The following is a 23,236-nucleotide window of genomic DNA, read 5'->3' as shown; positions in this document are numbered from 1 at the left end:
CTCCCAAAAAGCAACCCTTCATCCTCATTCGATCGAAGCTATATACACGAGTATGAGGCACTTCTCTACAGCAATACTTTATTAACAATACATAAAACCATCAGATAATTTGTGTTAAAAAACACCTTACCATCTGATGGCTTTTTATCATCTAATTAATAAAGCTTTTGATACTCTGATGCATATTTCCTTAATATCAAGGTGTAGCAAGATTAAACCCATACTCAAAATCATCTACCATCCCAAAGAACTGCTGAATCAACCTCAAATCGCCTTGATGCTGCACTTTTCCTCGCTTCATTAACGATTCGAACGTGCCAGTTTTGGTCAGTAAGGTATTCAAATCTTCACGGTTTAAGGTGAGTGTCAAACCAGCATCGGAAGCTTGCGTATCGGCCATCACATTTAAGTGCGAGTTTTTTAATTCAAGAGCAATCTTTTCATTGCGATCTGGCAGTACCACATTAATCTTAAAATCTTTGCCGAGCGCGCGCTCCGCATTTAGGCGCACACCCATGTAATCAAATACTAGCTCAGTATCCATAGCGGTGATTAGATCGGGACCAGCAGTAGTGGTTTTTACGTTTGTAGGAACGCCATTACGTAATTCATAAGCAGCAGCTAAGTAGGCATTTCTCCAGCCTGCGTTTTCAGCTTGATAGCCGAGTTGTTCCAAAGTATCTGCCTGCAGTGCCTTAGCTTTTATGTTGTCAGGCTCTGCAAATACTAAATGATTCATCAGCTCTGCCACCCACCGGTACTCACCACGATCAAAAGCGGCTTTTGCTTGTTTTAATAAAGCTTCACTACCGCCTGCTAACGCAACATAATTTTTACCTGCTTCATCTGGGCTAAGTTTATTCAGGGTAGCTGGATTGCCATCGTAGTAACCAATATACTTGTTCACTACTCCGCGTACATTGTGACTGACTGAGCCATGATAACCACGGTTATACCATTCTTGATCTAAGGCTTCAGGCATTTTAAACTGATCATGAATCTCATTAATCGTTACGCCCTTATTAGCCAGATGTAGGCTTTGATCATGTAGGTAGCCATACATATCACGCTGCTTTTCTAGATACTTTACAATATTGTTTTTGCCCCACCGCGGCCAATGATGAGAAGCCATCAGTACATCTGCTTTGACCCCATAGGTTTGTAGCGCTTGATTGATGCTCTTACTCCACGTCGCAGCATCACGAGACTGCGCTCCGCGAATGGTATATAAGTTGTGCATACCAGCGACCGTGTTCTCAGCCATCCATAAGGTTTTGAGCTGCGGAAACCAAGTGATCATCTCTGATGGTGACTCGGTATTTGGGGCGTTTTCAAATACCATTTCCACCCCATCAATGTTTAAAGTCTCCTGATCTTTTTCTACGATATAAGTTGGCGTAATCAAACCAACTAAACCCGTAGGTACTCCTTTACCTAATGCACCATCTACCACGCCATACTTATTCTTAGGCATCATAATGCCATATTGATACGAGCTACGCCGCGCCATCGCATTACCTGCAAGTACCGTCTCTTTTACCACGTGCTCCATAAAATCACGCGGGGCAATGACTTGTACTTCACCATTATCGACTTGCTCTTGACTGATGACGCCTTTTACGCCGCCAAAATGATCAACATGAGCATGGCTATATACCACGGCTTTGACAGGACGCTCTCCCAAATGCTTAGTCACCAAAGCATGAGCGGCTTTTGCAGACTCTGGTACGGTTAGTGGATCGAAGATAATCCAGCCTGTATCACCTTTAATATAGGTAATATTGGTCAGATCGAAACCACGAACTTGATAAATCCGATCTGTAACTTTGAATAGGCCATAATTCATATTGAGCTGAGCTTGGCGTTGTAAGCTTGGATTAATTGAAGCTATAAACTTATCTTGATTCAAAAAATCAAACTTTGCTAAATCCCAGACAACCTCGCCTTTAGCATTTTTTATTTGTTTCGACTTAGGCTTTGCAATCAAGCCTTTAGCAGCAAACTCAAAATCCTGTTTATCATTAAAAGGCAGTTGTGACAATACGGCATAGTTCTGCTGCGTGGTAAATTTACTCGCAGGCTTACTGCTTAAACGATCATCTGCTTGCGCTGCACCTACTAGTAATGTACCCGAAACTGCGGCTACCAAAATTTTCTTAATCATTATACGAACTCCTTTTCTTTTATCTGATTTAAATCACTTGCTAAATCTCCTATTCCTTTGATATGAGAGACTTGTCCTGCAAGCGGTTCATTGAAATCGATAGGCTTAATTTTAGAGGCTTTTTCTGCCGAAAATACAGGAATCTGACTCATAGCAAACTCCGTCAAGGCAGTAATGGTCAAAGAGGGGTTAACCCCTAAATTCCCTGGAATGATCGATCCATCGAGCACTCGCAAGTTCTTATATCCGAACACTTCCCCGGAGAAATCTACCACGCCATTAGATGCATCGGTACCCATAGCGACGCCACTCATGACGTGCGCTGTCATAGGCGTCCCTAGTAACACCTCGCTTAGTGCAGAGCCCGGCTCCCCGCCTAGCTTTTTGGCGTATAGTCGGGTGGCTTTTTCAGCTGATGGAAAAGAGACAGTCAACGGCTCGTCATCGGCTTTTTGCACTGCCGTAATGCCATTTTTAAAAAAGCGATACCATTTGCGCCGCCATTCTAAATGAATAAAAGCCTCAGACTTTTGCATCACTAAAAACAAAATAGAACTACGAGCTTTACCTTTGGGGCGCAGCATTCTGCCCGTCTTTAATGGATGGATTAAAGTATTTATAAAGAACTTCAAAATTCTTATGAATCTGGGTCCTGTGACCATCGGCACATAAGGCGCATATAACCAAGTACCATCTGAGCCTTCTCGAAAACGATTGACCTCCATATTGGTGTTGTCATCGACGGATATAAATGAGCTAATAGCGACCCCATCGTCCACTTTTTCACGGGTATCATTGGCAGTGGTTAAGGTCTCAGAATTGGTACGAATCTCCTGCCCTAATTCAGATGAAATATTGGGCAGCGTTTTATACTTATCGCGCATTTTGAGTAATAGCGGCACCGTCCCCATGACTCCGCCAGATACCACGACACCTCGGCTGCGTAATTTATACTGGCGTACTTTTTTACCCAGTGTTTCTTTTACGATAAGCTCATAGCCATCACTACCATCAGAGCTTAACGGGGTGATTTTGACAACTTCAGAGCTAGGGCGTATCTCAACCCCGTTACGCTCAGCAAAATACAAATAGTTCTTCATCAAAGTATTTTTAGAATTATATCGACAGCCAATGATACAGTTGCCACAATATTGACAGGTCCGGCGATCTGGACCATCGCCGTTGAAGTAAGGGTCTTTTACAATCTTGCCTCTCTCACCGTCTGGTAGCGGAAAAAACACCCCAGTATTGACTGTCTTGTAGCTATCACCGTAGCCCATCTCTTGGGCGACTTCTTGTAAGGTGTCATCAGCAATGTTGGTATACGTGTTTTTGGCCGTGCCAAGCATCCGCTGTGCCAATCCATAATACGGCAATAGTGTCTCTTTCCAATCGCTACGCAGCCGCGTCCAAGCTTTCGAGTTAAAAACTTCATCATCAGGAATAAAATGTACATTGGCATAAATCTGTGATCCGCCGCCAACGCCGACGCCATGTACGACAGTGACTTTGTTAGTAAAACTCATCTGCAGCGTCCCTTGCATACCTAATTCAGGTACCCACAGATAGTTTTTGGTATCGAGATTGGTTTTTGGAAAGTCCTTATCTTCACGACGTATTCCTTTTTCAAGGATTAGTACACTATTACCTTTCTCACTTAGGCGCAGTGCACTAACCGAACCACCAAAACCTGAACCAATAATAATTTGATCAAAGTCAAAATGTGGTTCTGACTGTGATTGAATATCCTTATTTAACATGCTATTAACTCCTTTAATAGTTTGCGTTTTATCATTCAGCTCATACAGATACTTTTTTAACGATTTGAAGTTTAAAATATAGGACTATAGTCGAGCGCTGCGGTTAAAAATTAGGATTTAACACGAGCCAAAAAGTTCAGTACTCGATCAGCGAAATTGCCGTAGGGCGGCGCCAAAAATTTTAAGCTTGAGAAATTAGCTTGATAAAACACAGGCCGCATCTTTGAGAAGTTCAAAAACCCTTCATAACCGTGATAATGCCCCATACCGCTAGCGCCAACCCCGCCAAACGGCAAATCGTGCTGTCCTACATGAAATAAAGCATCATTTACCGACACGCCGCCAGACATCACATGATTGATATAGTAATTCACTAAAGCTTTATCTTTACTAAATGGATAGAACGCCAATGGACGATCGCGCTGAGCGATGTAACGAACGACTTCTTCAGGTTGGTCATAAGTCTTAATCATCAAAATCGGTCCAAAGGTTTCTCGAGTGTCTATTTCCATCGCATCAGTACTATCAAAAATCAAAGTCAGCGGAAATTTACGGGCTGCGGCATCCGCTTGTTGATTATTTAAATTGATTACTGTGGCGCCCTTATTTTGCGCTTCCTCTACGCAATGAACCAAACGCTGAAACGCGCAATCATCAATGATTGAGGTATAGTCTTTATGATGAATATCAGGGACATGCTGTGCCACCCATTCGCTAGTCGCTTGGATAAAGCGATTTTTTTGTGACTCATGTACAAATAAATAATCAATATTGGTACAGATTTGTCCCGCATTGAACTGCTTGACGAACATGATGCGCTCGACTGCTTTTGCCAAAGAATAATTGGGATCAATAACTGCAGGTGATTTGCCACCTAGCTCTAAAGTAACTGCTGTTAAATTCTCTGCCGCTGCTGCCATGACTTTTTTACCAGTCGCGCCAGAGCCTGTAAACATCAGATGATCGAAAGGCAGCTTAGAAAAAGCAACACCTACCCCGCCCGTTTCATCAAAGATCTGTAATTTTTCAGGTTCAAAATACTGTGGAATCAATTGAATCAATAAAGCGGCTAGGTGACGTGAGTTCTCAGACAGTTTCACCATTGCTTTATTACCTGCGGCAAAAACGGCTGACAGCTGAGAAAATAGTAAATTGATAGGAAAGTTCCATGGCACGATTAAACCTACCACCCCTAAAGGCTGCGGAATCAGACGGTTTTTTGCGCCAAAGTACATACTCATATCTACTTTACGCTTTTGTACCTTCGTCCATTTTTTTAGATTTTTGATACTGCTATTTATATCATCTGTTGCGGTAATAATTTCGGCTAACAAGGTCTCATGTCTTGAACGATTACCATAGTCTTGATTGATAGCCTCAATCAAAGCTTCACGGTGATCGTTAATGATAGCTTTTAAACTCAACAAATATTCTTTTCTAACCGCAATACTTTCGATACCTTGTGCTTCTGCATAGTTTTTCTGCTGTTGTAGGCAGCCGTGTAGTTGATCCTCTAAGTCTATAAAATCAAAGTTGGTTTTCATAAAAAATCCCTTTTCCACTGCTATCATGATGATTCACAAGGCTTTAATAGCTAAATTGAATCTTTATACATTTTACTTTAACAAGGTTTTCTCATAACTTCTTGACATTTTAGGACAAAAAATTGATTATGTAGGACATTGATTTAATAATTTGAGACAAAATTGAGAATAGTATGGGTAGTTACATCAGAGTGGCAAGTCTAAATGGTTTTGAAGAATTGGTCCGTAGCTATGGACAGGATCCTATAAATATTTTAGATAAAGTAGGCTTAAAACCGTCTATGATACGCGAACCAAACTCTCTGATTGATCATGATAGATATACTAATTTATTAGAGCTAGCAGGTATTGTCTGTAATGAGGAGTGCTTCGGTTTAAAGCTTGGGGCTAAGCAGAGTATCCAGACGATAGGATTAATTGGTGTCTATATGTCCAAACAACGAGACATAGCGCAAGCTTTACTTGTGGCACAAAAATATATTTATATTCATGCTGAAAGTTTTATCTTTCAAGTAAATGAGGTCTCTGATAAATTGTGCGAGCTTGATGTCGTACGTCAAAACACACAGAATATAGATAGAGCGCAGAAATCACAGCTGTCTATATGTTTGATTTGCAATGTTCTAACAGATTTAATTAGCCCAACATGGCGTCCAGAAAAAATAAAATTAAAACAAAATCCATCGCCTCAATCAAAACAGTTATTGATCGACATATTACGGTGCCCGGTCGAATTCAATAGCGAAAAGAATGCGATATATTTTTCTACTGTTTATTTAAGCTATAAACCCTACTACTCTGAAGACGATTTGGTAAATCAGCTTATTGTGCAGCAGTTAGAGAATGAAAGTAATACCACTGCGCGCGGCGGCATGTTTTTAATAGAAAGCTCTATGAAGATGCTACTGGCTACTGCTGATTGTAGTATGGCAAATGTTGCATTATGCGTAGGACAGCACCCAAAAAAAGTCCAACGCCAGCTGAAAAGCGAAGGGACAACTTATAGAGAGTTGTTAGAAGAGGTAAGAAAAAAAGAAGCCTTAAGAATCATGAGTACTGACAGTATTAGCTTAACGGATGTCGCTTATCAGTTGGGTTACGCTGAGCTCTCTATATTTAGCCGACAATTTAAAACTTGGTTCGGTATGACGCCAACAGAATGGATGAATAGTTCTAAGGAGTTAGTAACGTAGTCCATTGTAGCTTAATCCTTTAGTTAGACTGCTAAGCTAACTGAGTGTCTTAAGTCTTATCTATCAACTTTAAAAAATTGTTACAAATATCACTGACAAAAAGTAAGTTAGCGCTATTGATATAATGAATAAATACATTAAATTACTATCCGTCTCACTTTTAGGTAATACGGCTATCCACTGACTGAGCAGATCTTGCTTCAATTTTTTCATTAATCCATGATGCTATTTCGCTAGCTATCCACACTATCATTTGTTTAAATTGTGCTCTATTAAAAAACATAAAGATCAGATCTCAGATCTATTAAAGTTTCCTATTACAAGATATTAAAGGGACTTCATTAGTCGTATTATTGTTTGCATAGACCTCACCTCTTAAACCGCCTAACACTACTCACCACCACCCCAAACAATTCCAGTGACCCTTTCACCACGATATCTGCATAGTTCTCATTATGAGCTCGTAAGATAATATGCTCACCGAGTATCAGCTGCTTGGCGGTAAAGCCGTCATCGACTAGTGCAATAACAATGTCTTTATTTCTAGCGCTTAATGAGCGATCCACAATCAAGATATCATTGGGGTAGATACCAATATCGATCATGCTATCGCCTTCCACCTCTACCAAGTAGGTTGTCGTTGGACTGTGAATAAGCAGCGTGTTTAGATCAATGCGGTTTTGCACGTAGTCTGTTGCTGGGCTTGGAAAGCCTGCTTTGACTCTATCACTATAAAGCGAGAGCAATACCGTCTCACCTTCATCGGTGAGCCTTCCTATTATCTTAACCGTCATTGAGTCCACCTCTGGTTTAATCTACTTTGGGTAATTGGTTAATATTTGTGGTATAGCAAGGCGATAGCATGTCCCGGCTCATTTGCCATGACTGCTTATCTTTAATGCCTTCGCTTGCGATAAACACAGCAGACTGCTGATTACTGTTTTGACCATATCTTTTATTAAGCTGATCCATAACGGCAATAACCTCTGCGCTCTTTGAGGTACTTTGTTGGTTGGTTTGATTGTCGCTACTATCGTCTGCAAACAAGTCAGGCTGTACTTCATGGTGCTGGCAGATATCAAACAGCATGACGCCAGCTTTGGCGTAGCGAACATCTTTTTTAAAGATCTGAGTCAGTATCTGCCGAGCAGCGGCTACCATCACTCTAGTATCAGCGGTTGGGGTTATAAACTGACATTGTCCGGATATAGAGGTATAACTCTCTGTTTGACTAAACGGGCTATTCTTAGCAAAGACGCTTAAGTAATGACAGACGCTGTCTTGTTTGCGTAGTTTGTTTGCCGCTTTTGCCGCATGACTACAGACTGCTTGACTCAGCTCATCGGGGCAGCTAATGCGAGTGGAGAAAGAGCGAGAAGAGATAATCTGCTTCTTAGCCTCTACCGCCTCAATACCAAGACAGCTTTGACCATTAAGCTCTAAGCAGGTGCGCTCGAGTACCACCCCGAAGTGCTGTCTTATTTTGGCAGGTTCGCAGATGGCGAGCTGATAAACCGTATGAATACCCATCTGATTGAGTCTGACTTTATAGCGACGACCGACGCCCCATACTTCACCAACATCGGTGATCTGCATGATACGTCTGATCCATCGAAGATTATCTAGCACGCAGACGCCTTTAGTGGCGGGGTGCTTCTTAGCAGCGTAATTGGCAAGCTTTGCCATGGTCTTAGTACTGCCCATACCCACACATACTGGAATGCCGGTGTACTGCTCGACGATAGCTTTCAGCTTAGTGCCATACGCATTAAGATCAGTCATTGCAGTAGGATAATCGGCTAAGTATAAAAAGGCTTCATCGATAGAATACACTTCAACGGTAGGGCATAGTTTCTCAAGGGTACTCATGACTCTATGAGACATATCAGCATACAGGGTGTAGTTAGAACTAAAGACGGTAACGTCGTTCTTCTCGCAGAACTCTTTAACCTGAAAGTACGGCACACCCATCTTGATACCGAGCTGCTTTGCCTCAGGTGATCGCGCCACCACGCAGCCATCGTTATTGGAGAGCACTACTACCGCCTTACCTCTTAGGTCAGGGCGAAAGAGCTTCTCACAGTTGGCATAAAAGCTATTGCAATCAACAAGCGCATACATGACTGTCTCAGTAGGTGGATGGTATAAAAAAAGGCATAACCAATCACGAGTATTTACGTGATCAGAGATGTCTTTGATTGTAGAGATAGCGAGCTTAAAAATTCAAGAGCGAATAAAGGGTAGACGACGATGGTTGTCGTGAAGGTTTTGAATAAAAATTGCAAAATAATAGACTTCTTACTAGTAATTATACTTAACATTGAATAGAATCAATATCCAACAATACCCTACTCTTTTCTACTAATTAATAATGGCGACTCAATCATGGCGGTAGAATCAAAATTTCGTGAAGATAAAGATCTAGCTTTTTTACAATATGCCGATTGGCAGGATTTAAAGGTATTAGCCAACTCCTTGATAAAAGACCATAGTGGGAAAGAGCAATGGACAGGTGGACTTAAAAAGTCACTGGATAAGAGTATTGCCATGTACCCAGAGAGCAAAGAGCAAGCATATAAGAATAGTTGGAAATCTATTGCAGCAGAGCTTCAATTATACGGTGGTGATACATTCGCGAATCTTACTCGAGGGAAAGGTGTAACATATCAAGAAATTGTATTCGATGTTGCTAAAAAAGTAGGTGTAGATGTTCATAAAGATACAGCCAATATATCCGATGTTGAAGAAAAAATACTTAGGTTATTATTCCAACGTGTTTTAACTATGGACGATATTGGTTATATGTATCGAACTTTAGAAGATAAAGGTTTACTCGGTCTGACGTCTCTAAAATCTAAACCTTGGAATACCGTTAAAAACGCTGTTGGGTTAAATGGTAATGCAGGAGCAGTAGCAGGTGCAGGTGCTATTTTTGCTGGTATTAAAATGATTCCTAAGCTGGCCAAAGTAAACCCTATCGTAACTGCAGCTACATTACCACTTACTATCAAAGACTTTTCGTCAACTGCTTATCGAGTGACCATACCTGCCGTTTGTATCGTCGCAATGATGCGTACAAAGTATACTAAAAATAGCTCAGACTACGACGAATTTTAGGAATAATTATGGAAACTGATATATTTACATTTGATCAAGAACGTTTTAGTGCAGATTTGATCAAGGCCATAAAAAATAACCAAGTTATTTTCAGGGATGGCGTTGCCTATTGGAAAAAAGGACTAGAGTCAAAAGGGATTATTCAGCATGTTCCTCTCAAAAAAGTTCAGGCACTTACTACTGAAACTTTTGTCAAAAACCTTGGTTCAATGCAGTCAAGCATCCAAGGCACGATCGTTGCTGCTCAAGCTATTTCTACTGCCTCACTTATGGTTGCTACTGTAATACAAACACAAATACTTAGTAAAAAAATAGAAGTCGTAAGAAGCGCAGTTTTAGAAGTTTCACAAACAATAAATGAGCAAAATATATTATTTTATACTGATAAAGTTAGTCAGTACTTATCAGTGGTTCAGAACCTCAAATTGATTTTACAATCTGATGAAGATACGAAAACTATTGAGTCCTTAGCCAATACAACGCTTGCGGATTCTATGCATCTTAAGAACCATATGAATTTTTTTATGTTGAACTTAATCAACCTAATAGAGTCTGAGCAGATTAAAGACAAAGAGCATATTGGCTTAATACTAAATTTTGTGCAACAGATGTTAGAGATTTTACCATTAGGTATGCATTTAGAGCATATTCTTTCGCATAGGCTTAATCAGTACCAACTTTCTCAAACGCTTGTTGAGGACAGTCATCAAAAATATTCTATATTATTGAATAATTATAGAGGCTATCTAAATCTTATGAATAACCGAATTAAATCCTTTGAGTTAAAAGCTAGCGAAGTATCGTATTTTACTAAAATTAAACAGCCAGCATTAGATCTCATAACCAATCAAATACATGTTGAGCTACTAGAAAAACCTGCAAATGAGCAACTATCAATACCCCAAAACGTTAAATAAAAATTATCTGAAGTTTGCACGTTATATAAATTTAACTTTCAGGCCGGGTAAGTATTTTCTCTCCGTAATATTTAAGTAACCTCAGTAACTCATTCATAAAACTGTATTTTACAGTGTCTTAGGTTGAGCAGGTTTACTCGGCATAAACTTTGCGTTGAACTGGTCACTCATGGGCTGCAAGAACTTGTGAGCTTGACTATGATGACAGCGTAGCCAGTCCATGTGCTTGTCAGGCGCAATAACGACAATAGATCGCTTCTCATCATCAGGCTTATGAAATTGTGACATGAACGGATGATTATCTGCATTAATAGTCAGTAGTGACATTGAGCGGATAATCTCACCTCCTATTCTAGCTGCTTGATAGATAGCAGCTATCGTAAAAGGCGCTTGATCAGTACGCTGAATACCCCAGCGCTGAGCTTTGCCATCCACGTATTTCGGCTCAAAGATCGTCTGAACCGGTATAAGAGCAAACTGACTACCAAGCCAAGCATCACGGAAGCTTGGCTTGGTATGTACCGTCTCACTTCTCGCGTTATAAGTGTAGCGCGTGATGTTAAGACTATCTGCCCACTTTGGCACCATGCCAAAGCGTGCTTGTCGCCATTGCATCTGCTCGTCATCAGCGTTAGCAAATAGCAAAGGCGTGTCATAGTTTGGATAGACGTCTTCTTTAAAGTCGAAATCGAGCTGATAGCTGGTGAATAGCTTGGCTTGATTGAGGCTTATAGGTTGGAAGTTGGCGCACATTTTAGTGATACCTTTTAAAGCTTTAACTTAAAAGCCGATATTATTCGGTTGAATTTAGGTATAGTAACAGCTCATTCAATAAAATAAAGATGGTATAGCATGCATTATAAGATAACACTTTTTGCGTTTGCTTTGTCTTTAATGGGGCAAGTTGGTTGTACTCCTGCACCAGAACCAAATGGCGAGCTCTATGGTGCAGGATTCATTTCGGTGAGAGACTCTTCTTGGCCAGTAGATAACGATAAGCCTTATCCATTTACCGTTGAGTACGGTGAAATTGTTTGTGGTCAACCTCACGCAGGTATTGGGCGTCAGGTATTCTTTTTGCCTGAAAATCTCACGGATGAGTCTTATATAGGTACGCCGCTTAATAAGGCAGCATCAGATTCGTTAAAGCAAGCCGGACTTGAGCCCAATGTACCTTACTCAATTAAAGAAGGCGCTGATCTGAGCGAAGCGATACAGATAGGTCTTAGGGTGTGTGATGAGCAAAAAGAGCTTTTAAATAGAGCAGACTATCACTAACAGTACCTAACCTACTCTACAAAAGCTATTCAATTACATCTAGAAATAAAATTCTTGAAATAATAATGAGATCAATCGATACTATACTTTCATTAACATTTAAAAGTAGAACGGTATGAGTAATTTTAAAAATTCTATTGATGACATCGATAATGAAGAGCTTGATGATCATGAACAACAAAAGAGAAACGATATAGCTCAAGAAAAAGCTAAACAGGGACGTTTTGATAGCGATTCAGAAGAAGATATACCAGATAGTGCATTTGTTGATAGCAATCAAAAATATCCAAAATGGTAAAAAATTCTTCGGTTATAGCTCGTCACCAAGGTCTGGTATAAATATTCTTACAATCTATAAAAAAAGTAGGTGATCTTGACTCACCTACTTAAACTAAAATATCAAGAAACTCTTTCACTAATTTTTTCATTAATCCACTCTGCAATCTCACTTGCTACCCACACTACCCTCACCTCAGTAAGCTTTACCTTTTTAGGAAAGCTTGGATCATAGCGATTGGATTCTTCGTTGACCAGCTCATAAATCGTAGAACGACTAAGACCAGTGTAGTTACTGACATCTTTAATGCTTAAAAGCTGGGGAATATGATTGCATGGCTCGATTACTGGTAGTGTTGAATTTAAATTGTCCATGATTTTCTCCTTATAAGTGAATGAGAGCATCTCCTCTCATATACTTAGCGAGTCCTATATTTTTTTACGGCGTCCTATGCTGTCCAGTATCTGGCTGACACATTAAAAGGAGCTGACGGATCAGCTCCTTTTTTATGCCGTGGCTTTCAGCTAGCTCACCACTGTCACACTTTGTCGTAGCCCTCTCTCAATGCTGGTCACATCATGAGTAGATAGGTGATCATTAGTACTCTGTATTTGACTATCACTTTGGTCGGTATTCATTGGATAAAACTCTTCAGCAGCATCTAGTAAGCCATCGCTATCGATCTCAAAGCATGAATCGACGTAGCCTTGCTTTGCCGCTTCCTCTAATGCTGCTTGATTAAAGCCGTGTTCAATCAGCTCATTGTCAATTGCTTGCGCATCTGATACCGCCTCCTTGAGCGTTACTCCATCACGTAGCGTTAAATCCACAAAGTAGATCGGCGTACGATAGCTTTGCGTCGTGCTTTTACCACGTAGGGTGAGTTGCAGCGGCAAGCAAGACAGCTTATTACCAGATACCGCAGCAAAGTAGCGCAAGCGCGCAGCAAGCGTTCTAATACTATTAAAGCCAGTTGTGCGAAAAACAAAGGTGCCAAGCTCATCGTCTTCACTTAGATTGACGTAGAGACGACCGTATGGTTTACAAGCCCCGCCTTGTGCGAGTGAACAGCGATCAGGGGACGGACACGGCAACTGCTCCACACCGTTATTGGTTCGACGCTGGCAGCTCTCACCATCACCGACGCATAGCGGCCTGCTAGTTTGCCTATCGAACAGGGTATATTCTGCTCGTAGGTTTAGCTCAGGATCATTAAACAGCATACGTACAGGTATTTGACGAAGCTTATCGGTTTCACTTTTACGAAGCTTCTCGTCTAGGGGATGATTGATCCAGCCGTCTTTGTTTTGCACTTGGCTGGTAATAGTGAATTGATCGTCTTTCGCAGGCAGACGTTTGCCGTCTTTAACGATGACACGTCCGATACTGATACGACCGAGTACGGGCGGAGTTATGGTTAGACCTTTAATCATAGTGGTATTCCTTGTGTTTAATAGAATGGGTAAAGCAAATAAAAAGCCCACCTATGAAGGTGGGCTTTTATGCGCTTTATTTGATTCGTTTTTGGGTTGTTAATGTATCGGTTGATGGGATACATACTTAATCACTTAGCACGACGAAGCGACGACTGCCTTGCTTAGTTTTACTAAATCGTTTGAGTAGCTCAGGATGCGCTTTGATAACCGCTTTGCTGTCAAGGCCAACACTGTCTTTCGAGCGCTTCCACGAGATCGCGCCTTGATTAAAGAGGGCCACTTCATTGTCTTTGATCAGCGTTTGTAGCTGATGCTTGACTTGATCGTGACGCTGCTCTAGATCTTCCATTGACGCGCGATAGCTAAGCAATTTATCGAACAGCTTGTTGGCTCCGTCATCTTCCCGTAGATCAACCTTGCTTGAGGGCTTAGGCGTTGGATAAAGCAGCTTAAGCGCTTTGGCTGCCGACTCGCTATGATCAGGGCTTGGCGGGGTGTCCGTTTCTACATACTGCCAGAACAGACGCTCTTGCTCGATGATCGATTTAATCAAGCGCTCATCACGCTCAACCTTGTAGATCTTCGCTTCGTGTCCGCATAGCAGCACACAGATATGCGCAGCTTGTTTGCCAGTGACTGCCAGTTGATGCTGTACTTGGCACGTGACGTATAGCGGTACGCCATCACGCCATAGTTTCGCGCCATGCTCCCCAGCGGTTTTGCATTCAAGTATTTGTACTTCCTCGCTACCTGTTACCGCGTAGTCAAGATTGGCAAGCATAAAGGCTTTGTCAGGCTCAGGGTGTTGCAGTATGGCATTAACGCGCCTTACCTTATTGCCTGTCTTTTCTTGGTAGTATTTAGCCACCATAGGCTCTAAGGTGTTACCCCAATACAGTGGCGCATAGCCGTCGATACTCTCATCTAAGTCTGAGGTCATGCGTCCCGTCTTAATCAGCCATAGCTCTAGCATCGACAAGTAAGGATGAATGCCGCAAGCAGCAGCGGCATCACTACTGCCTACTCCTTGACGGCGTACCGCAAGCCAATCGTCACGGCTTAAGTCTTTAGTGCTGATCAGACGCTTAGGGGTTAGCGGCGTATTAGACTCAATAGCAGAGGGATCGATCCGCTTATTTTTACTCTTAGCTTTGTCATCTACAGGCGCTTTGACTTTAGCGCTTAAACGCTTAGTGCGTCTTACTGGTGTGCTGGTGTTTAGTGCGATCATGTTCATAGTGAACTCCTTCGATAAATTGATTGAAATGAAATAACAGGCATAAAAAAACCACGCGCTTAGGCGTGGTCTAATTATTAAGTGTACCAATAGACTTTAGGCAATAAGACTAAAGGCTTCCTCTAAGCTTTTGTCTTTAAGCTTAGCGCCTGCGCCAAACCAAGCAGAGTCTAGTCTGTGATCGGTAGACATCGCTCTACGCTCATGATCCACATACTCGGTCATAGCAGACAAAAGGCCATAAGCGGTATCACGCGCTGAGTCGAGATCGGCCCCGCGACCTTGACCGTTGAACATACTCATCACCTGATTCATGGCGCGAGCATTAGGAACCGCATCCTTTTCTTTCTTAGCACTGTTAAACAGAATGATGTCATTGTCCTGATCATTAAACACACGGTTGAGATAGTTCGCCGCTTCTGCTTGAGTAACGCGGCGCTGGGTCAGCTGCTTCATCTCATACATGTGCTCGTTCCACTGCTTGACTGAGACACCTAGTTGCTGCTTGACGCGATCGGCATCAAAGGATGTAGAATGCGGTACTTTCACCATACCGCCACTACCATCAGCAAGGCTTACCGCTAGAGTGTTATTACACACCACACGTATATTGGTGAACTGCGCTGTGGTTGCTAGCGTTCCGTCACAAGCCGTTGCTAAGAGCAGGTAGCCATTACTCACGTCGCCGCCTTTTAAAGTCATAGACTGCCCGGTACGAGCTAATGCCCACATCTTACGGCCACCCTTTAAGATGCCTGCAGTTTCAAGCTCAAAATGTGAGTGCTCGGTTAAGTCGCGGTAGAACTCTAAGATCTCACGCGGCTGTACTTCTTGGTAGCGTTGACTGACTACGCTAAGTGGCTCAAGCGTATCTGAGCGGTATAAGACCTTATTGCTATCAAAGGGCATGATCAAGCTTTGCCCTTTATCGTTGTTTGCCATATAGCTGACATCGGACGATTCAATACGCCAGTCCATACCAGCCTCACGTGCCCAGACCTCGATAGGCTGATTCTTAGGAAGCTGATTACCAAGGCCATGCCAAGGGGTGTCGCCAACGTACGCCATGTTTTCGATTAAATGTGCCATAAGAGTATTCCTTTTAAATTGATTGAGTTGGTAGTTCAATAAGAGAGTTAGATAGTGAATATTTTTAGACAGGTATTGCATAAATAGCTAGGTTTAGTAGCGACAACTAAAAGAGGTGGCTGTAGCTTATCTCTAGCTAAGCTAATCGTTGAAGCAATAGCACTACCTGCGATTATTCCGATAGCAGGATTTACCTTGTAGTACCTACAGACGCTAGCGCCAAGTCCCGATAAAGTCGTTGACGAGCATAGCTGCTCGATAATACTAAAGGTGCTATCAACATTAATGTTTTTCGTTACTCGCGATGAATGGCAGTGAGGACAAATTGTTTGCATGATGACTCCTATTATTTTGCGCATAAAAAAAGGCCTGCGATTAAGCAGGCCTTTAATTAAGGTGGATTAAGGTTAATAGACAAATTAGAAGTGGCTCCTTGCCTTATTTCATTGGAATACTATATATTTGAAATCATTTTGATATGGGCGGTAAGCCTCTACGTTTTTTCGTACGATAAACACCATGACCGAAAGTACGCATATTTGGTAGCCATAATTTTAATCGCTGCTCATATTTATTTGGCTCTGTTAAATAAAGAGCTGATCGTACTGCGTTTTCAACCTCCTGAGCATTATTTTGATGAATCATGCCAATACCTAATTTGCCGTTTCGTGCATAATTCTGCTTACGCTCTGTATCGTGATAGCTATAGTACTCTCCTAGTCCACCAGTAATCATCTTCCACTTCTTACCGACCTCTTTAGCAAGATGCCAGTCGTTCTGTCGTTTCGCTCCATCGTACATAAGCAGTAGATGACAGTGTAGTCCACCATTGCTCTCTCCTTGTTCAATAGCCCAAGCATTGCCTTGCAAATGCTTAAAGCACGTTTTCTTATTGCCGATAAGATCCCGAAGATTCCTCATGTGACAATTGAAGTCCTCAATATTCACAAGATGGCTAGTCGCTTGCGCGTACTTTAAATCTATACGTACAAATAAAAGCCTTGAATAATGGCTAATAAGATTATTGGCATAGTGACCTAAGTTTTCTTGGTTTTGTGTCTCCTGATAAATGAATGCTAGACGCTCATTGTCAATATCATTCTTATAGCAAGACAACGTAGTGATAAATCGTTGGGTTTTATCATGATTCCAAATAACGTTTTCTGGATAATCATCACCAACAATAGCATTGGTGCTATAAATAAATGCGACAATCGGTTGTGAATAAAATAGCTCAGAATTAAGGTGAGTCATGAAAGAGAGATAAATCTCGTTCAATTTGCTCATAGTCTCATTAAATGTAATAGCGTTCGCTAATACGCTTATAACTAAACTGTGTACTTTTGCAACGACTAATGGTTGGTTAAGGTGTGCGTAAGACATTATGGTATTCCTATGGATTTGAATTCATAGGGTGGGAACAGTCCGTATTTTTATAATGATGATCGCTGAGAGTTATACCCTCAGCAGTAGAACAAGTAGCTGCTGTGTTTAAGTAATAATATAAATAACCTACTAAGGATGAGCTGCCGTAGTGCAGCTATTCTTAAGCTGGCATTGAAGGATGACTAATTGAGCAGCTAGAAATCGCTTTGTACTATAGGCGGATGGTCATGATGGAGTTAGCTAGATGGTACTATCAATCAACCTGAACAATGTTCTGCTATTAGGTTTAGGAACAAGCCTAGATAACTAGTATACAAACTTGCCCTTTATGACTTAAAATCATGCCTGATGACCATAGTTTTACTATTCAACTAGCAATTTCAAACAAAGCTAATCGTTATTGTACGCAGTAAGTCTAACCTCAAGAATTAATCAGGTTTATCTGAGCTCATCCGAAATGTGCCAGTAGTAATGCCGATTATAGGTAATAATCTAATCAAAAAATCGAACTAAGCGCTATGGACTTTTTTCACTATAGTGTATATATTACCTATAGACAGCCTGTAACGCGTAATATCATGCCTTGTGTATATTATTTGCTAGAAAAAAACTAGATATTTATTATTATAAAATCTTGCTTATTATAGTTATTTGATAGCTTTTATCTATAAATTTTTTGAGGGAATAACATGGAAAACAGTCAAGTAAACACGCTATCTAATGATCAAAATAGTTCATTCGATCAAGCGTCAATGCAATATCATAGCTCACAATATTTTAGAACTATGTCTGATTTGTACATGAAAAGCATAAAGAAAGGAGCTAAGTATATTGAAGATTTTTATGATGAATTGAAAAAAATGAGTGTTATAGATTCTAAAGCTCTACTATATACATATAATATTATGATGGGCAGAAGTTGGGAAAACGTGAATTTTGATGATGATGACTATAAAAACATTCTTGTTAAAGAGCTTCAAACGTGGGAATATCCTATAGTTAAATTCAATGAAATATTAGATGCAAAAGCAATGTTTGTTGTACCAGATAGCTATCTTGACTGGTTTAGAGACGATTTACGAAGCTCGATTTTTATTATGAATCTTATTCATGGCATATTTGAGTACGCAGCTTTTAAAGGTAGAGACGAGCTATTAAACGCAATAACTAATTATCTACCGTACAATATCGCTTTTTTTAATAGTTCTACAAATAATAAATTCGGTTATTTTGATCCTATACAAGTATATGATCGACCCATGACTACAAATTTACTTTCAATAAAGTCAACATATTTAAAAGGGCGCACCAAGGATAAAGAACTAAGATGGCTTGATCCTTCTAATCATAACCAAATTGAATGGGCATACGATTATCTTAATGATAAAGATGGGCCCATAATTCTTCAGGGAATATTTTTCCCCGAAAATATTGAAGACAAACATGATCTAATACTTGCTCATCTAGATTCACTTTCGAACATAGAAAGTCCTGAAATAGGAACGAAAGAAAATAAAGGTTTCTCTTTAAGAAGCTATACACTATACAAAATGAAAAAAGCTTGGGATGGTCGAAAAAACCATGAATCTAAAGTTCAAGCAAATAACGGCAATATCAAAATCTATAAGAAAAACCAGTCTAAATTAAAAGAGCTTGTTAAGTACAACAAGGTCGCAACAAATAAATTAGTGAACAAGTTTATTGAAGATGCTTATGAAAATTATACAGCTAATTGCTTAGAAGGTGCTCAAGAGTTAGACCAACATACTTCTAATGAAGATAATAATGTAAAAGGCAAAGATAAAACCTCAGGATCTACTTCTAGTGCAGACCCTACTCAAACGGAGCCAACTTCAGCAATTAACCAAAGTAAGAGACGAATACCACTCAAATCTAGAGCAACACCTACTGCCCGAGTGACTAATCAAAGTGATAGGTTACATTCAGAGTCACTAAAATACAAAGAAAAAAGTAGAGACTAAAGTTAATATTGCTTGTGAGTCGGGAATTTCCTAAAAACTGTGTAACTGCTTATAACTCCCCAACAGGAAAATAAGCAACGACCAAGCAAACTGACATCAAGAAACTAGCCGAACAGATGGCTGGTAACATGAATAGCTTTGATGACACTGAAGACTTCAAGAAGTAGCTCAAGCAATCATTTATCGATACTGCCCTAGCAGCTGAGATGGAAGACCATCTCGGCTATCCCAAACATTAGAAAGCGGACAGGCCCAATAAGCGCAACGGTCACACTAAAAAGTCCGTCCGCAGTGACACTGTCTATTTAGCGCTAGGTGTCGCTCTTAACGGTAAAAAAGAGCTGTTTGGTATGTGGCTCTCAGGGAATGTGGATGTTAAGTTCTGACTGAGCGTTCTCACGGAACTACAAAACCGCAGAATACAAGATATCCTGATCGCCTATGTCGATGGTTCAACGGGCTTTCCTGATGCTATTAACACCGTCTACCCCAATGCTCAGGTTCAGCTGTGTGTCTTACACATAATGTGTTACTTATAAACAGTGTAAAATTCAAACTATAATATTAAGTATACTCTCAAGTATACCAGAATATTACAATAATAAAATAATTATATAAATCAAATACTTATATATTAACTCCCGTTCCGGCTCCGGGTACCATTACATAGTTCTATACTATCTTATAGAGTAGCCAAAGCCCCTGATATCAGGGCTTTGCTGTATCTATGATTCGCAACTCTTATCTATATGTCCAAGTCCAGCAGCTTTGAGCTTAAGCTCTTGCCATGCATATCTTGCGCCAGCGACTTGGTCACCCCGCCGCCTAATGCCCCATACAAAACAAAGTTAAAAGCTTTTAAGTTTGGCAACTCATAACGAATCACCTCTCCTGCTACAATATCTTGGAACCAGTCTTTGACCACGGCTGCGGTTACTTTATCTTTGAGCAATTCGTAATCAGTCTCCTCAAACGCGATCAGAGAAATATTGGAGATATTGCCTTTGTCACCAGTGCGAGAATGGGCAATTTCACGTAGTTTCATTTATTTGACTCCCAATATGAGACAGTAATGTCCGTATCGGTTTCTGGAATCAAGATAGAACCGATGGACACGATAGCCTGAATGTGTGAACGAATACCGCCGCCACCTGCGGGGCCATTGGTATACAGCGTCTCGACCTCTCGGGTGATGGCTTGTGCCATGGTTTTATCCGGGGTACGCGCCGCCACCCGTAGTCGCACCTCGGCCGCCTCCGCCGTGCTGGCAAACTCATTGCTATATAACGAATTGAGACCGATAAAGTCATAGCGTATCTCGATCGGTTTAATATGCTCAGCGGCTAGCCTGTTTTCAATGACCCGCTTGGCAAGCGCGGCCCTTTTGACTGCCCCTGAACCGCCGTAGCTGATCTCCGCTTCTGCGATATAGCCATCTTTATAGCCGATACTGGTTTTCAATAGACCTGTTTTGGGCCTGCCTGATCCGCCAGACACTTGAACCACATCGTTATCAATGGCTTTCACAGACACGTTAGAAAAATCAGCAATCACATCTGGGGTAAGATAGCGGGCAGGATCATGAATTTCGTACAGCAACTGCTCTTTTACCGTCGCCTCAGAGACCAACCCGCCAGCATTGGGCAGCTTGGACACGGTATACTCTCCGTCCTCTGTCACCGCCAAGATAGGAAAGCCAACATTCCAAAGCTCAGGTACCTCCTTATAATCAGGATCTGCAAAATAACCACCTGTGATCTGAGCGCCGCACTCCATCAAATGACCGCCAATTGTGCCTTTGCCCATCAAATCGGTATCGTCAAAAGACCAGCCAAACTCATACACCATCGGCGCCAAAAAGAGCGACGGATCGGCGGCGCGGCCCGTGATGACGATATCTGCGCCAGCGCTCAATGCTTGCACGATACCTTTGGCACCAATATATGCATTGGCCGAGACGATAGAATCGCCAAGATCTGCAATGGTGCGATCGTTTTCCAGCAGTGTCTCATTCTGATAACGCACAATGTCTGTAAACACATCATCACCTGTGACAGCAGCGATTTTTAAACCATGAAACCCTTGCTGCTCGGCGATCTGTTTGATTGTTTCGGCAGCAGCTTTGGGGTTGGCAGCCCCCATATTGCTGATGACTTTGACCTTTTTTTCGACACACAGCGGCAGTACTTGCGCCATACGATACTTAAGTAAACGGTCATAACCCTCGTTTGGCTGCTGCATTTTGCGCTGCTGGGCAATGGCAATGGTACGCTCAGCCAAGCATTCAAACACGATATAGTCCACGTCGCCGTAGGTCATAACATCAAGCGCAGGCGTCAATCTGTCATCAGCATAACCTGCGCCAGACCCAATTTTGATGGTTTTCATTCCTTACTCCTGATTATTTTATTTAAATGATCACGCCTGTGACTATCGCCACAATGGTCATGACCAGCGTGGTACCAAACGCCCATTTAAAGACAAACTTTTGATGATCGCCCAACTCCACACCCGCAAGGCCAATCAACAAGAACGTCGATGCGGTCAGCGGACTGAGCGGGAATCCTGTGGTCATTTGTCCCAGCATAGACGCTTGACCAATTTGGACAGGATCCAGCCCGTATGCACTCGCGGTCTGTGCCAAAATCGGCATCACCCCAAAATAATAGGCATCAGGCGTAAAGACGAGGCTTAAAGGCATGCTCAAGACGGCAACGATGACGCCCATTGAACCGCCCACCGCGTCTGGAATGATCTGCACCAGCGCCGTCGCCATCGCAGAAATCATCTCTGTCCCTGATAAAATGCCCGTAAAGATGCCTGCCGCAAAAATGATGGACACCACGGTAATCATGCCAACCGATTGCGACTTGATCTGATCCATTTGATCATTAGGCTTGGGATAATTGATAAGCACAGCGATGGCGAATGCCAGCATAAAGACGATTGGCAGCGGTAGCCAAACTTGCACCAACGCCACAATAGTAACTATGGTCAATATCAAATTGAACCAAAATAGCTTGGGGCGACGCATATCGCGCGCTTCTTCCGTCAGCTCATCATGCAAGCTGTGCTCCATGTCTTGAACGCCCAAGCGTTTGCGCTCTTTTTTGCCCACAAGATAGGCCACAAATACAATCCAAACTACACCTACCACAAACGCAGGAATAAGCGGATTAAATAACTGCGCGGTACTCACCTCTAAAGCCGCCGCCGCACGTGCAGTTGGGCCGCCCCAAGGCGTCATGTTCATCGTACCTGCGCCAAGCGCCACCAAACCCGCCAGTATGATTCGCTTCATACCCAGCTTGTCATATAGCGGTAGTAGGGCTGGAATGGTGATTAAAAACGTCGAGGCGCCCGAGCCATCCAAATGCGCCACCATGGCGATCACCACGGTGCCGATACAGATTTTGACAGGATCGCCTTTGACCAGTGTTAATACCCGCGAGATAAGCGGATCAAACAAACCTGCATTGTTCATCACGCCAAAAAACAAAATGGCAAACCCCAGCATGATACCCGTTGGTGCCACACCTACGATGCCGTCTAGCATAAAGCCCCCAAGCTCTGCGCCAAAGCCGCCGATTAAAGCAAAAACGACAGGCACAAGAATAAGCGCCACAATGACGGATACTTTTTTAGTAAGTATCAACGCCAAAAACACGAAAATCGTCAAAAATCCCAATAGTGCCAACACAGTCCTTCTCCTTGTGAACGTTAATCTCTTCCATGTGATATCATGACCAGCTCACCTCTCCATCGGTGACTCACTGGCATCAGCTTTATTAGAAATATCACGGGTGCAGGAGGCTTCCAAGGGTACAGATGAACGTTTTGACAGGAAACTGTACCC

The 23,236-nt window shown here is 41.9% G+C and carries 20 protein-coding genes and 1 pseudogene; 7 read left to right on the top strand and 14 right to left on the bottom strand.

Annotated elements, in window-relative coordinates:
* Positions 1-196 precede the first annotated feature (196 nt).
* The 3 genes from BLR43_RS03980 to BLR43_RS03970 form a co-directional block, all read right to left on the bottom strand.
* Positions 197-2,164: an alkyl/aryl-sulfatase gene (locus BLR43_RS03980; RefSeq protein WP_093068976.1), complete on the bottom strand. Its 1,968-nt coding sequence runs from the start codon at positions 2,162-2,164 to the stop codon at positions 197-199.
* Positions 2,164-3,924, bottom strand: a complete 1,761-nt coding sequence (locus BLR43_RS03975; protein WP_093068975.1) for a GMC oxidoreductase — start codon at positions 3,922-3,924, stop codon at positions 2,164-2,166. The genes BLR43_RS03980 and BLR43_RS03975 overlap by 1 nt, the downstream gene beginning before the upstream one ends.
* Positions 3,925-4,034: 110 nt before the next feature.
* On the bottom strand, positions 4,035-5,468 hold the full coding sequence (locus BLR43_RS03970) for a coniferyl aldehyde dehydrogenase (protein ID WP_093068974.1): 1,434 nt from the start codon (positions 5,466-5,468) through the stop codon (positions 4,035-4,037).
* A gap of 173 nt (positions 5,469-5,641) precedes the next feature.
* Between BLR43_RS03970 and BLR43_RS03965 the strand changes: the two genes are divergently transcribed.
* On the top strand, positions 5,642-6,661 hold the full coding sequence (locus tag BLR43_RS03965) for an AraC family transcriptional regulator (protein WP_093068971.1): 1,020 nt from the start codon (positions 5,642-5,644) through the stop codon (positions 6,659-6,661).
* Positions 6,662-7,029: 368 nt separating this feature from the next.
* On the opposite strand, the gene BLR43_RS03960 is transcribed toward BLR43_RS03965, so the two are convergent.
* Together BLR43_RS03960 and BLR43_RS03955 are read right to left on the bottom strand one after the other, a co-directional pair.
* Complete coding sequence (locus BLR43_RS03960; protein ID WP_093068970.1) at positions 7,030-7,455, bottom strand: LexA family protein; 426 nt, start codon at positions 7,453-7,455, stop codon at positions 7,030-7,032.
* A 16-nt stretch (positions 7,456-7,471) separates the two neighbouring features.
* Positions 7,472-8,782 (bottom strand): Y-family DNA polymerase, encoded by a 1,311-nt coding sequence (locus BLR43_RS03955; RefSeq protein ID WP_093068969.1) that lies wholly within the window; start codon positions 8,780-8,782, stop codon positions 7,472-7,474.
* Between the two features lie 264 nt (positions 8,783-9,046).
* On the opposite strand from BLR43_RS03955, the gene BLR43_RS03950 reads away from it, so the two are divergent.
* Together BLR43_RS03950 and BLR43_RS03945 are read left to right on the top strand one after the other, a co-directional pair.
* Complete coding sequence (locus BLR43_RS03950; protein WP_093068967.1) at positions 9,047-9,778, top strand: YaaW family protein; 732 nt, start codon at positions 9,047-9,049, stop codon at positions 9,776-9,778.
* Positions 9,779-9,786: 8 nt separating this feature from the next.
* Entirely contained in the window at positions 9,787-10,695 is a 909-nt protein-coding gene (locus BLR43_RS03945) for a hypothetical protein (RefSeq protein ID WP_093068964.1), read from the top strand.
* Positions 10,696-10,803: 108 nt separating this feature from the next.
* Here the strand turns inward: BLR43_RS03945 and BLR43_RS03940 are convergent, their stop codons facing one another.
* Entirely contained in the window at positions 10,804-11,448 is a 645-nt protein-coding gene (locus BLR43_RS03940) for an SOS response-associated peptidase (protein WP_093068961.1), read from the bottom strand.
* A 99-nt stretch (positions 11,449-11,547) separates the two neighbouring features.
* Between BLR43_RS03940 and BLR43_RS03935 the strand changes: the two genes are divergently transcribed.
* Both BLR43_RS03935 and BLR43_RS03930 read left to right on the top strand, forming a co-directional pair.
* Positions 11,548-11,973 (top strand): hypothetical protein, encoded by a 426-nt coding sequence (locus BLR43_RS03935; protein ID WP_227674239.1) that lies wholly within the window; start codon positions 11,548-11,550, stop codon positions 11,971-11,973.
* Between the two features lie 115 nt (positions 11,974-12,088).
* Positions 12,089-12,271, top strand: coding sequence for a hypothetical protein (locus tag BLR43_RS03930; RefSeq protein ID WP_093068959.1), 183 nt, complete (start codon positions 12,089-12,091; stop codon positions 12,269-12,271).
* Between the two features lie 101 nt (positions 12,272-12,372).
* Here the strand turns inward: BLR43_RS03930 and BLR43_RS03925 are convergent, their stop codons facing one another.
* The 5 genes from BLR43_RS03925 to BLR43_RS03900 form a co-directional block, all read right to left on the bottom strand.
* Positions 12,373-12,624, bottom strand: a complete 252-nt coding sequence (locus tag BLR43_RS03925) for a helix-turn-helix transcriptional regulator (protein ID WP_227674238.1) — start codon at positions 12,622-12,624, stop codon at positions 12,373-12,375.
* A 150-nt stretch (positions 12,625-12,774) separates the two neighbouring features.
* Positions 12,775-13,683, bottom strand: a complete 909-nt coding sequence (locus BLR43_RS03920; RefSeq protein ID WP_093068950.1) for a recombination directionality factor — start codon at positions 13,681-13,683, stop codon at positions 12,775-12,777.
* Between the two features lie 127 nt (positions 13,684-13,810).
* A complete protein-coding gene (locus BLR43_RS03915; protein WP_093068947.1) occupies positions 13,811-14,923 on the bottom strand; it encodes a YqaJ viral recombinase family nuclease in 1,113 nt (370 codons plus the stop codon).
* Between the two features lie 96 nt (positions 14,924-15,019).
* Positions 15,020-16,012 (bottom strand): DUF932 domain-containing protein, encoded by a 993-nt coding sequence (locus tag BLR43_RS03910; protein ID WP_093068940.1) that lies wholly within the window; start codon positions 16,010-16,012, stop codon positions 15,020-15,022.
* A 468-nt stretch (positions 16,013-16,480) separates the two neighbouring features.
* On the bottom strand, positions 16,481-17,395 hold the full coding sequence (locus tag BLR43_RS03900) for a YagK/YfjJ domain-containing protein (protein ID WP_093068937.1): 915 nt from the start codon (positions 17,393-17,395) through the stop codon (positions 16,481-16,483).
* A gap of 692 nt (positions 17,396-18,087) precedes the next feature.
* Between BLR43_RS03900 and BLR43_RS03895 the strand changes: the two genes are divergently transcribed.
* Both BLR43_RS03895 and BLR43_RS14000 read left to right on the top strand, forming a co-directional pair.
* Positions 18,088-19,380 (top strand): hypothetical protein, encoded by a 1,293-nt coding sequence (locus tag BLR43_RS03895; protein WP_093068936.1) that lies wholly within the window; start codon positions 18,088-18,090, stop codon positions 19,378-19,380.
* Between the two features lie 116 nt (positions 19,381-19,496).
* Positions 19,497-19,907 (top strand): annotated as a pseudogene (locus tag BLR43_RS14000) (transposase); the annotation flags it as partial.
* A gap of 218 nt (positions 19,908-20,125) precedes the next feature.
* On the opposite strand, the gene BLR43_RS03885 reads toward BLR43_RS14000, so the two are convergent.
* Genes BLR43_RS03885 through BLR43_RS03875 form a run of 3 tightly spaced genes read right to left on the bottom strand, consistent with a single transcriptional unit; the run spans position 20,126 to position 23,080 of the window.
* Positions 20,126-20,425 carry an AtuA-related protein gene (locus BLR43_RS03885; RefSeq protein ID WP_071003550.1) on the bottom strand — a complete coding sequence of 100 codons (300 nt, stop codon included), beginning with the start codon at positions 20,423-20,425 and terminating at the stop codon, positions 20,126-20,128.
* Positions 20,422-21,768 carry an acyclic terpene utilization AtuA family protein gene (locus BLR43_RS03880; protein ID WP_071003549.1) on the bottom strand — a complete coding sequence of 449 codons (1,347 nt, stop codon included), beginning with the start codon at positions 21,766-21,768 and terminating at the stop codon, positions 20,422-20,424. The genes BLR43_RS03885 and BLR43_RS03880 overlap by 4 nt, the downstream gene beginning before the upstream one ends.
* A 22-nt stretch (positions 21,769-21,790) precedes the next feature.
* Positions 21,791-23,080, bottom strand: a complete 1,290-nt coding sequence (locus tag BLR43_RS03875; protein ID WP_093068934.1) for a CitMHS family transporter — start codon at positions 23,078-23,080, stop codon at positions 21,791-21,793.
* Between the last annotated feature and the right edge of the window lie 156 nt (positions 23,081-23,236).

This window comes from Psychrobacter pacificensis (assembly GCF_900101915.1).
Classification (GTDB): domain Bacteria; phylum Pseudomonadota; class Gammaproteobacteria; order Pseudomonadales; family Moraxellaceae; genus Psychrobacter; species Psychrobacter pacificensis.
Note: the sequence above shows the minus strand (reverse complement) of the source record. Positions and strands in the feature narration are given on the sequence as shown.

Excerpts from the sequence above, each read along its gene's own strand:
- BLR43_RS03980 (WP_093068976.1), bottom strand. The coding sequence starts at position 2,164 with ATGATTAAGAAAATTTTGGTAGCCGCAGTTTCGGGTACATTACTAGTA.
- BLR43_RS03975 (WP_093068975.1), bottom strand. The coding sequence starts at position 3,924 with ATGTTAAATAAGGATATTCAATCACAGTCAGAACCACATTTTGACTTT.
- BLR43_RS03970 (WP_093068974.1), bottom strand. The coding sequence starts at position 5,468 with ATGAAAACCAACTTTGATTTTATAGACTTAGAGGATCAACTACACGGC.
- BLR43_RS03965 (WP_093068971.1), top strand. The coding sequence starts at position 5,642 with ATGGGTAGTTACATCAGAGTGGCAAGTCTAAATGGTTTTGAAGAATTG.
- BLR43_RS03960 (WP_093068970.1), bottom strand. The coding sequence starts at position 7,455 with ATGACGGTTAAGATAATAGGAAGGCTCACCGATGAAGGTGAGACGGTA.
- BLR43_RS03955 (WP_093068969.1), bottom strand. The coding sequence starts at position 8,782 with ATGTATGCGCTTGTTGATTGCAATAGCTTTTATGCCAACTGTGAGAAG.
- BLR43_RS03950 (WP_093068967.1), top strand. The coding sequence starts at position 9,047 with ATGGCGGTAGAATCAAAATTTCGTGAAGATAAAGATCTAGCTTTTTTA.
- BLR43_RS03945 (WP_093068964.1), top strand. The coding sequence starts at position 9,787 with ATGGAAACTGATATATTTACATTTGATCAAGAACGTTTTAGTGCAGAT.
- BLR43_RS03940 (WP_093068961.1), bottom strand. The coding sequence starts at position 11,448 with ATGTGCGCCAACTTCCAACCTATAAGCCTCAATCAAGCCAAGCTATTC.
- BLR43_RS03935 (WP_227674239.1), top strand. The coding sequence starts at position 11,548 with ATGCATTATAAGATAACACTTTTTGCGTTTGCTTTGTCTTTAATGGGG.
- BLR43_RS03930 (WP_093068959.1), top strand. The coding sequence starts at position 12,089 with ATGAGTAATTTTAAAAATTCTATTGATGACATCGATAATGAAGAGCTT.
- BLR43_RS03925 (WP_227674238.1), bottom strand. The coding sequence starts at position 12,624 with ATGGACAATTTAAATTCAACACTACCAGTAATCGAGCCATGCAATCAT.
- BLR43_RS03920 (WP_093068950.1), bottom strand. The coding sequence starts at position 13,683 with ATGATTAAAGGTCTAACCATAACTCCGCCCGTACTCGGTCGTATCAGT.
- BLR43_RS03915 (WP_093068947.1), bottom strand. The coding sequence starts at position 14,923 with ATGAACATGATCGCACTAAACACCAGCACACCAGTAAGACGCACTAAG.
- BLR43_RS03910 (WP_093068940.1), bottom strand. The coding sequence starts at position 16,012 with ATGGCACATTTAATCGAAAACATGGCGTACGTTGGCGACACCCCTTGG.
- BLR43_RS03900 (WP_093068937.1), bottom strand. The coding sequence starts at position 17,395 with ATGTCTTACGCACACCTTAACCAACCATTAGTCGTTGCAAAAGTACAC.
- BLR43_RS03895 (WP_093068936.1), top strand. The coding sequence starts at position 18,088 with ATGGAAAACAGTCAAGTAAACACGCTATCTAATGATCAAAATAGTTCA.
- BLR43_RS03885 (WP_071003550.1), bottom strand. The coding sequence starts at position 20,425 with ATGAAACTACGTGAAATTGCCCATTCTCGCACTGGTGACAAAGGCAAT.
- BLR43_RS03880 (WP_071003549.1), bottom strand. The coding sequence starts at position 21,768 with ATGAAAACCATCAAAATTGGGTCTGGCGCAGGTTATGCTGATGACAGA.